At 60.5% G+C, this 13,480-nt stretch carries 12 protein-coding genes and 4 tRNA genes; all 16 read right to left on the bottom strand.

The genetic code is table 11. From position 1 onward, the window contains the following. Nucleotides 1-36: 36 nt before the first annotated feature. On the bottom strand, nt 37-4,179 hold the full coding sequence (rpoB, locus tag DEH80_RS12660) for a DNA-directed RNA polymerase subunit beta (protein ID WP_109720870.1): 4,143 nt from the start codon (nt 4,177-4,179) through the stop codon (nt 37-39). Nucleotides 4,180-4,441: 262 nt separating this feature from the next. Then, nucleotides 4,442-4,822 carry a 50S ribosomal protein L7/L12 gene (gene rplL / locus DEH80_RS12655; protein WP_109720869.1) on the bottom strand — a complete coding sequence of 127 codons (381 nt, stop codon included), beginning with the start codon at nt 4,820-4,822 and terminating at the stop codon, nt 4,442-4,444. 43 nt (nt 4,823-4,865) lie between these two features. After that, nucleotides 4,866-5,393: a 50S ribosomal protein L10 gene (gene rplJ / locus DEH80_RS12650; RefSeq protein WP_109720868.1), complete on the bottom strand. Its 528-nt coding sequence runs from the start codon at nt 5,391-5,393 to the stop codon at nt 4,866-4,868. 269 nt (nt 5,394-5,662) lie between these two features. Beyond that, nucleotides 5,663-6,358, bottom strand: coding sequence for a 50S ribosomal protein L1 (gene rplA, locus DEH80_RS12645; protein WP_109720867.1), 696 nt, complete (start codon nt 6,356-6,358; stop codon nt 5,663-5,665). Nucleotides 6,359-6,361: 3 nt separating this feature from the next. Further along, nucleotides 6,362-6,793: a 50S ribosomal protein L11 gene (gene rplK, locus DEH80_RS12640; protein ID WP_109720866.1), complete on the bottom strand. Its 432-nt coding sequence runs from the start codon at nt 6,791-6,793 to the stop codon at nt 6,362-6,364. 128 nt (nt 6,794-6,921) lie between these two features. Next, on the bottom strand, nt 6,922-7,455 hold the full coding sequence (gene nusG, locus DEH80_RS12635) for a transcription termination/antitermination protein NusG (protein WP_109720865.1): 534 nt from the start codon (nt 7,453-7,455) through the stop codon (nt 6,922-6,924). Between the two features lie 3 nt (nt 7,456-7,458). Then, nucleotides 7,459-7,839, bottom strand: a complete 381-nt coding sequence (secE, locus tag DEH80_RS12630; protein ID WP_109720864.1) for a preprotein translocase subunit SecE — start codon at nt 7,837-7,839, stop codon at nt 7,459-7,461. A 34-nt stretch (nt 7,840-7,873) separates the two neighbouring features. Further along, a tRNA-Trp gene (locus DEH80_RS12625) sits at nt 7,874-7,949 on the bottom strand. 364 nt (nt 7,950-8,313) lie between these two features. Further along, nucleotides 8,314-8,389: transfer RNA gene (locus DEH80_RS12620), tRNA-Thr, on the bottom strand. Nucleotides 8,390-8,425: 36 nt separating this feature from the next. Beyond that, nucleotides 8,426-8,499, bottom strand: a tRNA-Gly gene (locus tag DEH80_RS12615). 96 nt (nt 8,500-8,595) lie between these two features. Beyond that, nucleotides 8,596-8,680, bottom strand: a tRNA-Tyr gene (locus tag DEH80_RS12610). 37 nt (nt 8,681-8,717) lie between these two features. Beyond that, on the bottom strand, nt 8,718-9,671 hold the full coding sequence (locus DEH80_RS12605) for a 2-oxoadipate dioxygenase/decarboxylase family protein (RefSeq protein ID WP_109720863.1): 954 nt from the start codon (nt 9,669-9,671) through the stop codon (nt 8,718-8,720). A gap of 4 nt (nt 9,672-9,675) precedes the next feature. Further along, on the bottom strand, nt 9,676-10,653 hold the full coding sequence (locus DEH80_RS12600; RefSeq protein WP_109720862.1) for an ABC transporter ATP-binding protein: 978 nt from the start codon (nt 10,651-10,653) through the stop codon (nt 9,676-9,678). Then, the gene (locus tag DEH80_RS12595; protein WP_109720861.1) at nt 10,650-11,627 is read right to left on the bottom strand and encodes an ABC transporter ATP-binding protein; all 978 of its coding nucleotides are present in this window, start codon (nt 11,625-11,627) and stop codon (nt 10,650-10,652) included. Before DEH80_RS12595 ends, DEH80_RS12600 begins: the two co-directional genes overlap by 4 nt. Nucleotides 11,628-11,630: 3 nt before the next feature. After that, complete coding sequence (locus DEH80_RS12590; protein WP_109720860.1) at nt 11,631-12,536, bottom strand: ABC transporter permease subunit; 906 nt, start codon at nt 12,534-12,536, stop codon at nt 11,631-11,633. Further along, nucleotides 12,533-13,456: an oligopeptide ABC transporter permease OppB gene (oppB, locus tag DEH80_RS12585; RefSeq protein WP_109720859.1), complete on the bottom strand. Its 924-nt coding sequence runs from the start codon at nt 13,454-13,456 to the stop codon at nt 12,533-12,535. The genes DEH80_RS12590 and oppB overlap by 4 nt, the downstream gene beginning before the upstream one ends. Between the last annotated feature and the right edge of the window lie 24 nt (nt 13,457-13,480).

Here is a 13,480-nt window from a genome sequence, read left to right as displayed (position 1 = left end):
CGGACCCGCAGTCAAAACTGCAGGCCCGGCCTTCCATCAGTTGTCCTCTTCCAGCTCGATGTTGAGGCCCAGCGACCGGATTTCCTTGACCAACACGTTGAAGGACTCGGGCATGCCGGCCTCCATGCGGTGGTCGCCGTCCACGATGTTCTTGTACATCCGCGTACGGCCGGTGGTGTCGTCGGACTTCACCGTCAGCATTTCCTGCAGGGTATAGGCGGCACCGTAGGCTTCCAGTGCCCAGACCTCCATCTCCCCAAAGCGCTGACCACCGAACTGCGCCTTACCACCCAGCGGCTGCTGTGTGACCAGCGAGTACGGACCGGTGGACCGGGCATGCATCTTGTCATCCACCAGGTGGTTGAGCTTGAGCATGTACATGTAACCCACCGTTACCGGTCGAGCGAATGCATCACCGGTCCGCCCGTCGATCAGCTTGCACTGCCCTGTTTCAGGGAGATCAGCCAACTTGAGCAGGTCCTTGATTTCCTCTTCGGCCGCACCGTCGAACACCGGCGTGGCAGTAGGAACACCCTTGGACAGGTTCTTGGCCATCTGCAGGACTTCCTCGTCCGTGAACTCGTCCATGTCCACGATCTGAGCGCCCTTGCTGGCATAAACCTCGCCGAGGAACTTACGCAGTTCCTGGGTGGCGTTGGCCGCCTCAAGCATGCGACCGATCTTCAGGCCGACACCCTTGGCTGCCCAACCCAGGTGGGTTTCCAGGATCTGACCGATGTTCATGCGCGAGGGCACGCCCAGCGGGTTCAGCACGATATCGACCGGCGTGCCATCTTCACCAAACGGCATGTCCTCAACCGGCACGATCTGCGAGATCACACCCTTGTTACCGTGACGGCCGGCCATCTTGTCACCCGGCTGGATGCGACGCTTCACAGCCAGGTAGACCTTGACCATCTTGAGCACGCCCGGGGCCAGTTCATCGCCCGCCGTGATCTTGGTCTTCTTGGACTCGAAACGCTTGTCGAATTCGACACGCTGTTCCTCGACCTGCTTGGCAGCCGATTCCAGCTGCGCCTGGGCGTCTTCATCGGCCAGGCGAATGTCAAACCACTTCTCGCGCTCCAGACCGTCCAGGTAGGCCTCGGTGATCTCGGAACCCTTCTTCAGCTTGGAGGGGCCACCATCTGCCTTGGCACCGACCAGCGTGGTACGGATACGGGCGTAGATGTCGTCCTCGAAGATTCGCAGTTGGTCATTCAGATCCTTACGAACCTGCGCCAGCTCTTCGGCTTCGATCGACAGTGCACGCGAATCCTTGTCCACGCCCTCTCGGGTGAAGACGCGGACGTCGATCACCGTGCCGTCGACGCTCGGCGGCACACGCAGGGACGTGTCCTTCACGTCGGAGGCTTTCTCGCCGAAGATGGCGCGCAGCAGCTTTTCTTCCGGTGTCAGCTGGGTCTCGCCCTTGGGCGTCACCTTGCCGACCAGAATGTCGCCACCCTTGACCTCGGCGCCGATGTGCACAACGCCGGCCTGATCCAACTTACGCAGCGCGGCTTCGTTGACGTTCGGGATATCCTCGGTGATCTCCTCGGGCCCAAGCTTGGTCTCACGGGCAACGCAGGTCAGCTCCTCGATATGAATCGAGGTGAAGCGGTCTTCCTCGACCAGGCGCTCGGAGACGAGGATGGAGTCCTCGAAGTTGTAACCATTCCACGGCATGAACGCGACCTGCAGGTTCTGGCCCAACGCCAGCTCGCCCAGGTCGGTTGATGGGCCGTCGGCCACCACATCGCCACGCTCCAGCTTGTCACCCGGCTTCACCAGCGGACGCTGGTTGATGCAGGTGTTCTGGTTGGAACGCTGGTACTTGATCATGTTGTAGATGTCGACACCCGGTTCGCCCGGGATGGTTTCGTCATCATTCACACGAATCACGATGCGCGACGCATCGACCTTATCGACCACACCGCCACGACGCGCGGTGATGGCCACGCCGGAGTCAACGGCCACACGGCGCTCGATACCGGTGCCGACCAGCGGCTTCTCTGCACGCAGACACGGAACGGCTTGGCGTTGCATGTTCGAGCCCATGAGCGCGCGGTTGGCGTCGTCATGCTCAAGGAACGGAATCAATGCCGCGGCGACCGACACGATCTGACGCGGCGAGACGTCCAGGTACTGGACCTTCTCGGGCGCCATGAGCGTGAACTCATTCTGGAATCGGCAAGACACCAGATCCGCAACAAACGTCTTGTCCTCGCTCAGAATCGAGTTCGCCTGGGCGATGACGTAACGACCTTCTTCAATGGCCGATAGATACTCGATCTCATCCGTCACCACGCCGTCGACGACCTTGCGGTAAGGCGTTTCGAGGAAGCCGTATTCGTTGGTCCGCGCATACACGGCCAAGGAGTTGATCAGACCGATGTTCGGGCCTTCCGGCGTTTCAATCGGGCAAATACGACCGTAGTGGGTCGGGTGCACGTCGCGGACTTCAAAGCCTGCACGTTCGCGGGTCAGACCACCCGGGCCGAGGGCCGACACGCGACGCTTATGCGTGACTTCCGACAGCGGATTGTTCTGATCCATGAACTGGGAGAGCTGTGAGGAGCCGAAGAACTCCTTGATCGCCGCCGCAACCGGCTTGGCGTTGATCAGCTCCTGCGGCATCAGGCCTTCAGATTCGGCCAACGCCAGACGCTCGCGCACAGCACGCTCGACACGGACCAAGCCCGTGCGGAACGCGTTTTCGGCCATCTCACCCACCGAACGAATACGACGGTTACCCAGGTGGTCGATGTCATCCGTCTGACCCTTGCCATTACGGATGGCAATGATCTCCTTGGCCACGTCGATGACATCGGAGGTGTTGCCCAGCTGTTCGGCCAGATCCTTGGAGAACTGGTCCTTCTTGCCCTCGAAGTACTGCGCGTCATACAGCACCGGCGAGCCGGTGACTTCGTCGCGCCCCAAACGGCGGTTGAACTTCATCCGGCCAACGGCGGAGATGTCGTAGCGCTCGGGGTTGAAGAACAGGTTGTCGAACAGGCTCTCGGCCGCATCCTTGGTCGGCGGCTCACCCGGACGCATCATCCGGTAGATTTCCACCAATGCTTCAAGCTGCGTGGAAGACGGATCCACCCGCAGCGTCGTGGAGATATACGGACCGTTGTCGATTTCGTTGGTGTACAGCACCGGCAGGTCGGTCACGCCGGCACCACGCAGGGTCTCCAGCGTCTCCGGAATGATCTCGGCATTGGCCTCGACCAGCACCTCACCGGTTTCCGGATCGATGACGTGACGGGCCACGGTGCGACCGATCAGATACTCCTCGGGGACTTCCAGACGATCGACGCCTGCATCCTTGAGCAGCTTGATGTGGCGCGCCGTGATGCGACGGCCTTCCTCGACGATCACTTCCTTGCCGGCCTTGATATCAAACGCGGCGGTTTCGCCACGCAGACGCTCAGGCACCAGCTCCAGCTCAGCGCCATCTTTCGACAGGTGGAACAGCGCTGTTTCGTGGAAGATCTCCAGCATCTGCTGGTTGTCGTAACCCAGCGCACGGAACAGGATCGTGGCTGGCAGCTTACGACGACGGTCGATCCGAACGTACAGGTTGTCCTTCGGATCGAACTCGAAGTCCAGCCAGGAGCCACGGTACGGAATGACCCGTGCGGAGTAGAGCAACTTGCCCGAGCTGTGGGACTTGCCCTTGTCGTGATCGAAGAACACGCCCGGCGAACGGTGCAGCTGCGAGACAATCACGCGCTCCGTGCCGTTAATGATGAACGTGCCGTGGTCGGTCATGAGCGGCAGTTCGCCCATGTAGACCTCTTGCTCACGGACATCCTTGACGGTCTTCGTCTTGGAATCCTTATCGTAGATGACCAGGCGAACGACCACGCGCAGCGGCGCGGAATAGGTCATGCCACGGATACGGCATTCCTGCTCATCAAACACAGGGTTGCCGAGCCGATAGCTCACATACTCGAGCGCAGCACTGCCCGAATAGCTCGTCATCGGGAAGATGGAATTAAAGGCTGCGTGCAGCCCGGTGGCCTGCCGCTGCTCCGGCGGCAGTTCAACCTGCAGGAACTGACGATAGGAATCGATCAGCGTCGCGAGCAGGAAGGGGACTTCCAGCGTGGATTCCAGCTTGCGGAAATCCTTGCGAATTCGCTTCTTCTCGGTGAACGAGTAAGCCATGCGTTACCTCGACTAACGGACCCGGTTGTGCCACACAAACCGCTTTGCGTGGTCACCTCTTTGCAGCCGGGCAGACCACCTGCCCCGCCGCATCCGCTACGCGCCATGCGCAACGGATGAAATTCAACGGCGAAAGGCCGGTGACCCTAAGGCCACCAGCCTTTGCCGGCTACGACCACTAGACCGAGGGCCTAGCCAATCGCAGACTGACCAACTATCGAAGCGAAGCTCGAAGTGGCCATGACGCTTGGCGTCAAACTCACTACTTGAGCTCGACCTTGGCGCCAGCTTCTTCCAGCTGCTTCTTGATGGTTTCGGCTTCGTCCTTGGACGCGCCTTCCTTGACGGTCGCCGGAGCGCCTTCAACCATTTCCTTGGCTTCCTTGAGGCCAAGACCGGTGATGGCACGGACAGCCTTAATGGCGCCGACCTTGTTGTCACCGAAGCTGGTCATGACGACGTCGAACTCGTCCTTTTCTTCCTCAGCGGCGGCGTCACCACCAGCAGCCGGGCCAGCGGCCACGGCAACCGGGGCGGCGGCGGACACGCCGAACTTTTCTTCCATCGCGGAAATCAGTTCCACCACATCCATCACGGACATGTTGGCAATGGTTTCGAGGATGTCTTCTTTGCTAACTGCCATTGTCGTTACCTAAAACGTTGATACTAGTGGGTCGTGAAAAGGCTCAGGCAGCCTGTTTGGCATCGCGAACAGCTGCGAACGTACGTGCCAGCTTCGCCTGCGGCTCGGCCAGGGTACGAACGAACTTCGCAATCGGAGCCTGGAGAACACCAGCCAGCATGCCGAGGGCTTGCTCGCGAGTGGGCAGGTCCGCCAAACGGGCGAGATCAGAGGCCGGCAGGCTCTGGCCGCCGACGGAAACCGCCGTGACCTTGAGCTTGTCGTGTCCCTTGCTGAAGTCCTTGATGACGCGCGCGGCGGCACCCGGATCTTCCAGCGAGAAACCCAATACCAGCGGGCCGACCAGCGTGTCGTTGAGGCACTCAAACTCAGTGCCTGCCAACGCGCGCTTTGCCAAGGTGTTCTTGACGACACGCAAGTACGAACCACCCTCACGGGCGTTCTTGCGCAGTTCGTCCATCTCACCGGCAGTCAGTCCACGGTACTCTGCCACCACGGCGGAAAACGCCTTGCTGGCAACCTCGTTGACCTCTGCGACCAGGGCCTTTTTGTCTTCCAGTCTTAGTGCCACTTGGAACACACTCCTGGTTGCATCGAACTCCCGACACCACGGTTGTGGTGTCGGCCCTAATGGGTTGCAGACTTCGCAACCCGTTCGGTGGCCTTTCCGCTATCACTAGCGTCAGGCAACACCGTCTGCGTGCGCCGGGTCTCCCCATTAAGTCCCGTTACAGGGACACGTCACGGTCTTTGACGGATCCACCTGCACGACTTCTGCAGGTGTCGCCATCAAAATTGGTCGATCCCGGCGGGCTGCCCGCCGGGACCGTTCTAACTGGATCAGTCGGACAGACCCGAATGATCGATCGCCACGCCGGGACCCATGGTCGTCGACAGGGTGACCTTCTTGAAGTACACGCCCTTGGACGCCGAGGGCTTGGCCTTGCGCAAGTCACGCATCAGCGCCTTCAGGTTCTCCGTCAACGCGGCGTTATCGAACTTCACCGAACCAATGGCGCAGTGAATAATGCCCGCCTTATCGGTGCGGTAACGCGCCTGACCCGACTTGGCATTCTTCACCGCAGTCGCCACATCCGGCGTCACGGTACCGGTCTTCGGGTTCGGCATCAGGCCACGCGGACCCAACACCGGGCCCAGGGCACCGACAACGCGCATGGCATCGGGGCTGGCGATGACCACGTCGTAGTTCATCTCGCCACCCTTCATCGCTTCGGCCAGGTCGTCCATGCCGACGGCATCGGCACCGGCTTCCTTGGCGGCTTCGGCGTTGGCACCCTGCGTGAACACGGCGACGCGAACGTCTTTACCGGTTCCGCTCGGGAGAATCGTCGATCCACGCACAGCCTGGTCAGACTTACGCGCATCAATGCCCAGGTTGACGGACACATCCACGGATTCGCTGAAACGGGCAGTTGCCAGTTCGCGCAGGATATCCAGCGCGTCATCCAGGGGATACACCTTGCCCGGCTCGACCTTATCGAGAATGAGCTTGCGCTTCTTGGTCAGTTTCGCCATGACTTAAACGCCCTCCGACTCAATGCCCATCGCACGCGCCGAACCGGCGATCGTGCGGACCGCTGCGTCCATGTCAGCTGCGTTGAGATCCGGCCACTTGGTCTTGGCAATCTCTTCAAGCTGCTCGCGCGTGATCTTGCCGACCTTCTTGGTGTTCGGGGTCGGGCTGCCAGACTTGATGCCGACGGCTTTCTTGATCAGGATCGATGCAGGCGGCGTCTTCGTGATGAAGGTGAAGCTGCGATCGGCGTAAACCGTGATCACCACGGGCGTCGGCAAGCCTGGCTCGACGCTCTGCGTCTGGGCGTTAAACGCCTTGCAGAATTCCATGATGTTCACGCCATGCTGGCCCAGTGCAGGACCGACCGGCGGAGACGGGTTTGCCTTACCTGCAGGTACCTGCAGCTTGATGTAGGCCGTAATCTTCTTGGCCATGGTGTTCTACCTCTTTTTCAAGGCGGGTCCAATCGGCAGCGCCGCTGCCTCCCCGGGATTAAGGTCACCCGCGAATCACAAAGACCAGGACCATCGAATCGTCCTGACCTGCGCTCACGGCTAACCGCTTAAGCTTTTTCGACCTGCCCGAATTCCAATTCGACCGGCGTGGAGCGGCCAAAGATCAGCACGGAGACCCGCAAGCGGTTCTTCTCGTAGTTGACTTCTTCGACCACACCGTTGAAATCGGCAAACGGCCCGTCGGTCACGCGGACACCTTCGCCCGCCTCGAACAATGTCTTTGGCTTGGGCTTGTCGACGCTCTCTTCGACACGGTTCAAAATCTGGTCAGCCTCGCGATCGGAGATCGGAGCCGGGCGGTCGCTGGTGCCGCCAATGAACCCGAGCACCTTCGGCACTGACTTCACCAGATGCCAGGTCTCGTCGTTCATCTCCATCTGGACCAGAACGTAACCCGGGAAGAACTTGCGCTCGGTTGTGCGCTTCTGACCTTCGCGAATCTCGACCACCTCTTCGGTCGGGACCAGAATGTCGCCGAAGAAATCGGTCAAGCCAGCGCGCTCGATGCGATCGATCAGCGCTTTGCGAACATGATTCTCATACTGAGAATAGGCGTGAACCACGTACCATTTCTTGCTCATGGCTTAGGCCCCCCGGCCGGTGAGAGCCTTGACGCCCCACAGCAGGACGGCATCAACGCCATAAAGAAAGGCACCGAGGATTAGCACAACGACGAGAATCAGCAGCGTGGTCTGAATGCTTTCGCGGCGCGTCGGCCATACCACCTTACGGAGCTCGACACGCGAGCCGCGCACGTAGGCCCACATGGTGCGACCCGCCCGGGTCTGCATCAGAATGCCCACGGCTGCGCCGATGGCGAGCAGCAGCCCACCCACTCGGATCGCAACGTTGAACTGCGTTTCAAAATAGTAGAACGCGCCGATGGCGCCGCCGAGCACAAGAACGGCAAGCAAAATCAGCACGTTATCCAGCGCAGAACCGGATGTTGTTTCGTTCGAACTCATTGAGATCCAGTGTCAGGGCCAGCCAACCGTCGGATGGCAGGGCAGGAGGGTCTCGAACCCCCAACCTGCGGTTTTGGAGACCGCCGCTCTACCAATTGAGCTACTGCCCTATACGCGTCCGGCGAAAGGGCGCGGATTATACCCCGTCAGCGCCGGATTGAAAGCCCCTGTTTTCGGGTTTTTTCACCCGCCGGTCTCAGGCGGTGAAAATTAGGCCGGCACCGACCACAGACGCAGCGCGCGCCACCCGAACCTCAGGGGCGAAGATCCGGCTACGATTGCGTTTCGGATTGAGCGCCCATCGCCAGCATCGAACTGGCGTTCGGCCGCTACGCGCCCAAACGCCTTGAGGCGTGAGGCTTCCACACCCCCGACTCGCTAACGCGAGCCACCCCCTGACTCAGGGGGAGGTCGCCGGTTCGCTGCACTTGAACGTCAGGCGCGGAAAGACCGGTCGCGATTGCGTTTTGGATTTGGTGCCCACCGCCGGAATCGAACCGGCGACCTCACCCTTACCAAGGGTGTGCTCTACCGACTGAGCTAGGTGGGCAATTTGTGGTCCAGGTTCGCGTCAGTCTCACGAATCTGGAGCGGGTGATGGGAATCGAACCCACATCATCAGCTTGGAAGGCTGAGGTTCTACCATTGAACTACACCCGCCTGTCCAGGCGTTCCCGCATCGAGTGAACCAGTCTTCTGATCACAGTGCCGGAAGGTGGAAGCTCAATGCCATTTCACCCGATTTATCAGGTGAAGTGGTGGAGGGGGCAGGATTCGAACCTGCGAAGGCTGAGCCGACAGATTTACAGTCTGTTCCCGTTGACCGCTTGGGTACCCCTCCGCGGAGCGCGGTATTGTCGTGATCGGACACTCCCCCGTCAAGACAAACCTGCACGCGTCGATGCGGCATCAAAGATTTTTTCCGCGTTAGCTGCCAGAAAATGCTTGTAAATCAACGGCTCACCGTTTGATGCCAATTTTGGCCGACCGGACTCATCTGGCACCGTTGATCGCTCGATGATCTCCACAAACTGCTTTTCGGTCTGTGCGTGTCCGATGGATCCATCCTCTTCCAGCACAGGTGTCGGCATGGTGGCGGCCATGGTCGCCGTCTGTCTAAGCTTCGTCCCGGGGGCGCCCTGTATGGCGGGTAGCATGCGAAAGCCGCGGGCCTGCATATCGGCCACCATGGCCTCAATGCCCGTGTAGCCAGCGGCCAACACGTCGATCGTGACATGATTGAAGTCAGCCCCCAGCGCGAGTGCACTGGCGGCCTCACCGGACACGGCGGCAACCTGCTCAAGCACGGCCCGTCGAATCGGTGGGCCGGAACGGGTGAGCAACCCCTCGACCACCGCTTGCACCAATGCGTCCGCGTCAGAGCTGACCAGCCCCCCGGCGGATTCCGCCTGCTCTACCCGCTCGATGAGAGCCTGGTAATCTGCGGCCGCCCAGTTAATCTCAGCGTCCTCTCTGATCGCATCCTCAGCCTCAGGAGGAAAGGCGTCGATATCGACTTCGCTAACAAACAGCTTGAACTGGGATGCGTCCTCGCCGGGGACTTGCAGGTCAAACGACTCCAACTTCTTCGCGGGAAAGCTGTAGCGCCGATCGGGGAACAGGTCCAAGAGCGCAGCAACCCGAACCAACAACTCCGTGACGCGAGGATCAGCGATGCGAACTGCCGCATGGTCGTTTACAAAGACCCCGCCTCGGTCATTGACCAGGCGTCGCAAGGCCGCAAAGTCCGGCACGTTGGCGGCGAACTTTTCGGTCGCTGCAGTCACAAACCGCTGCCGAAGTTCGGCGCGGGTCAACAACGAATCGGCCATCGCCCTACCCTACGTAATGACACGCGGCATGGGCCGCGCCTCCGTCGACAGACCGCAGTCCTGGCTCATCCTGCGCACACTTGGCATCAGCGATCGGACAACGGGTTCGGAACGCGCAGCCCGATGGCGGATTCAGCGGAGATGGCAATTCCCCTCGCAGGAATTTTGATTCACGCTCGCGTTCGTGATCCGGGTCCGGCACCGGGATCGCGCTTAGCAAAGCCCGGGAATACGGATGTCGCGGCTTGCGGTACAACTCCTCAGCATCAGCCACTTCGACCACCTTGCCGAGATACATCACCATGACCCGGTCGCTGATGTGGCGGACAACAGCTAGATCGTGGGCGATGAACACCAATGACAGCTGCATCTCATGCTTCAGCTTGATCAGCAAATTGACGATCTGCGCCTGGATGGACACATCCAATGCCGAGACCGGCTCATCACAGATCACGACCTTCGGCTCCAGAATCAGCGCCCGGGCGATGCCGATGCGCTGACACTGACCTCCGGAAAATTCGTGCGGGTAGCGATTGATCTGGTTAGGGAGCAGGCCGACGCGCTTCATCATGGCCCGCACGCGCTCACGTCGGGCTTCCTTGGTGAGCCCTGGCTCATGCACACCCAGGGGCTCTCCGATGATCTCGCCCACGGTCATGCGCGGATTCAAAGCAGCAAGCGGATCCTGGAAAACCACCTGTAAATCACGTCGAGTCCGTTGCCAGTCGCCGCTCGACTGCGTGGTCAGTTCCTTGCCCAGCAGGCTGATGCTGCCGGCCGCGGTTGGCACCAGGCCGAGAATCGCCCGGGCCAAGGTGGATTTTCCGCAACCGGATTCGCCAACTACCCCGAGTGTCTCTCCCGGATGTAAATCCAGATTCACTCCGTTAACAGCGTGCAGCGTCTTCGGCTTGGAGAGCATTCCGGTGGCGATCGGAAAGCTCACCTTGACCTGACGCAGTGACAGCAGGGGCCGACTCATGTGGGACGTACCTCTTGAACATCCGCGTGGCAGGCGCGGCGGTGATCAGACCCGTCGACGGTCACCAACGCAGGCCGCTGCGCTACGCAGGATTCGTGCGCCCAGGCGCAGCGCGCCTCGAAGGGGCAGCCGGGTGGCAGATGGAGCAAGTCCGGCGGATTGCCAGGGATCGCCACCAATTCCGATTGGTGCACCGACTCCAAACTCGGGATGGAATCCAACAAACCTCGCGCATACGGGTGCGTCGGCCCCTTGAACAGCGTCCGGGCGCTGGCATGTTCCATGATCTGACCGCCGTACAGCACGAGTACGTCATCGCATAAATCGGCGACCACCCCAAGGTCGTGCGTGATCATGATGACGGCCACGCCGAACTCGGTTCGCAAATCGGACAGCAGGTCGAGGATCTGCGCCTGCACCGTCACGTCGAGCGCGGTTGTCGGCTCATCGGCGATTAACAGCTCGGGCCGGGTCAGCAACGTCATGGCGATCATGACGCGCTGGCGCATCCCACCCGAAAACTCATGCGGGTAGCGATGCACCCGATTCTTCGCATCGGGGATTCGCACGGCGTCGAGCATTTTGATCGACTCCTGCACCGCCTCTCGGCGTCCCATTCCACGATGTCGCACCAGCACCTCAGCCATCTGGGTGCTGACCTTGAGATAGGGATTGAGCGAGGTCATCGGATCCTGAAAAATCATTCCGATATGGGCGCCGCGGATGCGGTTCATGGTCCGCTGACTCGCACCAACAAGCTCTTGGTCCTTGAATCGAACAGAGCCTGTGACCTGTCCGTTGGCCGCCAGCAGCCCCATGATCGCCAGCGCGGTCTGACTCTTACCGGAGCCAGATTCACCCACAATGCCCAAGGTGGCACCGGCATCCAGCTCGAAGCTCAGGCCGTTGACGGCATCCACCACGCCGTCTTCCGTCGTGAACCGTACACCCAGGTTGTCGACCGTCAAAAGCATGGGCTACCGATCCTTGGGGTCCAGGGCATCGCGCAGCCCGTCCCCGACGAAGTTGAAGCAGAACAGCGTGATGGCCAAGAAGCTCGCCGGGAATGCCAGCGTCCACCAGGATGACTCCATCTCACGAGCGCCTTCATTCACCAGCGCCCCCCAAGACGTGGACGGCTCCTGCACCCCCAGGCCCAGAAAACTCAGGAAAGACTCCACCAGAATGACCCGGGGGATCGTCAGCGTCACGTACACGACGACCACACCCAGCAAATTAGGAACGACGTGCCGCAGGATGATGTTTCGGGTACTCACGCCCATGGCCTGTGCCGCCTCGACAAACTCTCTGCCCTTTAGCGTCAGCGTCTGCCCCCGGACGATTCGCGCCATGTCCAGCCAAGTAATCGCGCCGATGGCCACAAAGATCAACACGATGTTGCGACCAAACAGCACCATTAACAGAATGACCAGGAACATGAACGGCAATGCGTAGAGGATGTCGACAACGCGCATCATCACCGCGTCGACCCGACCACCCAGGTAGCCGGCGGTCGCACCCCAGGCCGTGCCGATTAACAGGCTGACCGCCGTGGCGACGATTCCGACCAGCAGCGAGATCTGCCCGCCCACCAAGGTCCGTACGAACAAATCACGCCCGACCGAATCCGTGCCGAACCAGTGACCGTCACTCAGGCTGGGGGCAGTGGCCACCTTGTCCCAGTCCACCGCATCAAAGCTGTAAGGCGCGACCAGCGGCCCCACGAAACACAGCAGCAGCATGAACACCAAGATCACCAGACTGGTCACCGCAGCCCGATTGCGGCGCAGCCGTCGCCAGGCGTCTACCCATAGGCTGCGCCCCTGAACAATCTCATCGCCATCGAGCACGTCCGATACGTCTTGTGCGGCTTGTGTGGTCATTGGGCACGCACCTTCGGGTCCAGCACGCTGTAGAGCAGATCCACCAAAAAGTTGAACACGATGATCAATGCGCCGTAGAAGATCACCACACCGAGCACCAGCGTGTAGTCACGGTTCAGCGCGCCTTGGACAAAGAAGCGACCCAAGCCGGGGATGGAGAAGATCTGCTCCATCACCACCGACCCGGTGATGATCCCTGCGGTGGCCGGGCCGAGATACGACAGAACCGGCAGGAAGGCAGGCTTTAGCGCATGGCGCAGCATCACCTGTCGCATCGGTAGTCCCTTGGCGCGAGCCGTCCGCAGATAATTCGAGCGCAGCACCTCAATCATGCTGCCGCGCATGATGCGCGCCACGTAGGCCACCTGTGGCAGGGCCAATGCGATGACCGGCAGCACCATGTTGGGCCAGGCGCCATTGTTCCACCCGCCCGCCGGCAGCCAGCCCAACGCAACCGCGAATACCAGAATCAACAAAGGGGCCACGACAAAGTTCGGAATCGAGATTCCCGTCATGGCGACGGTCATCATGCTGTAATCGGTTACCGAGTTCTGCCGCATGGCGGCGATCATCCCGAACAGCGAGCCAAACACGACGGCGACAATCATTGCCGAGATGCCCAGTTTCAGCGAGACCGGGAACCCCTGTGCGATCAATTCGTTGACCGAGTAGTCAACGTATTGAAACGACGGCCCCAGATCGCCCTGCAACACATCGCCAAGATAGTTCGCGTATTGGACCAGCAAAGGCTTATCAAGACCGTAAGCGGCATCCAGATTGGCGCGAACTTCGGGAGGAACGGGTTTTTCGAGGTCGAATGGCCCGCCCGGCGCCAGACGCATCATGAAAAAGGCCAACGTGATCAGCACCAGCAGCGTCGGTATGGCAGCTGTCAGCCGTTTGAGGGCAAAGCTCAGCATGGCTTCAGACCATCGGTTGCGAAG

The sequence above is a fragment of the Abyssibacter profundi genome (genome assembly GCF_003151135.1).
Lineage (GTDB): Bacteria > Pseudomonadota > Gammaproteobacteria > Nevskiales > OUC007 > Abyssibacter > Abyssibacter profundi.
The sequence above is the reverse complement of the archived record's forward strand: the minus strand, read 5'-3'. Positions and strand labels throughout refer to the sequence as shown.

What these genes read in the sequence shown, in the direction of transcription:
- DEH80_RS12605 (WP_109720863.1), bottom strand. Translation starts at nt 9,671, where the DNA reads ATGGCCGATTCGTTGTTGACCCGCGCCGAACTTCGGCAGCGGTTTGTG.
- oppB (WP_109720859.1), bottom strand. Translation starts at nt 13,456, where the DNA reads ATGCTGAGCTTTGCCCTCAAACGGCTGACAGCTGCCATACCGACGCTG.
- DEH80_RS12600 (WP_109720862.1), bottom strand. Translation starts at nt 10,653, where the DNA reads ATGAGTCGGCCCCTGCTGTCACTGCGTCAGGTCAAGGTGAGCTTTCCG.
- nusG (WP_109720865.1), bottom strand. Translation starts at nt 7,455, where the DNA reads ATGAGCAAGAAATGGTACGTGGTTCACGCCTATTCTCAGTATGAGAAT.
- rplA (WP_109720867.1), bottom strand. Translation starts at nt 6,358, where the DNA reads ATGGCGAAACTGACCAAGAAGCGCAAGCTCATTCTCGATAAGGTCGAG.
- DEH80_RS12590 (WP_109720860.1), bottom strand. Translation starts at nt 12,536, where the DNA reads ATGACCACACAAGCCGCACAAGACGTATCGGACGTGCTCGATGGCGAT.
- rpoB (WP_109720870.1), bottom strand. Translation starts at nt 4,179, where the DNA reads ATGGCTTACTCGTTCACCGAGAAGAAGCGAATTCGCAAGGATTTCCGC.
- rplK (WP_109720866.1), bottom strand. Translation starts at nt 6,793, where the DNA reads ATGGCCAAGAAGATTACGGCCTACATCAAGCTGCAGGTACCTGCAGGT.
- secE (WP_109720864.1), bottom strand. Translation starts at nt 7,839, where the DNA reads ATGAGTTCGAACGAAACAACATCCGGTTCTGCGCTGGATAACGTGCTG.
- DEH80_RS12595 (WP_109720861.1), bottom strand. Translation starts at nt 11,627, where the DNA reads ATGCTTTTGACGGTCGACAACCTGGGTGTACGGTTCACGACGGAAGAC.
- rplL (WP_109720869.1), bottom strand. Translation starts at nt 4,822, where the DNA reads ATGGCAGTTAGCAAAGAAGACATCCTCGAAACCATTGCCAACATGTCC.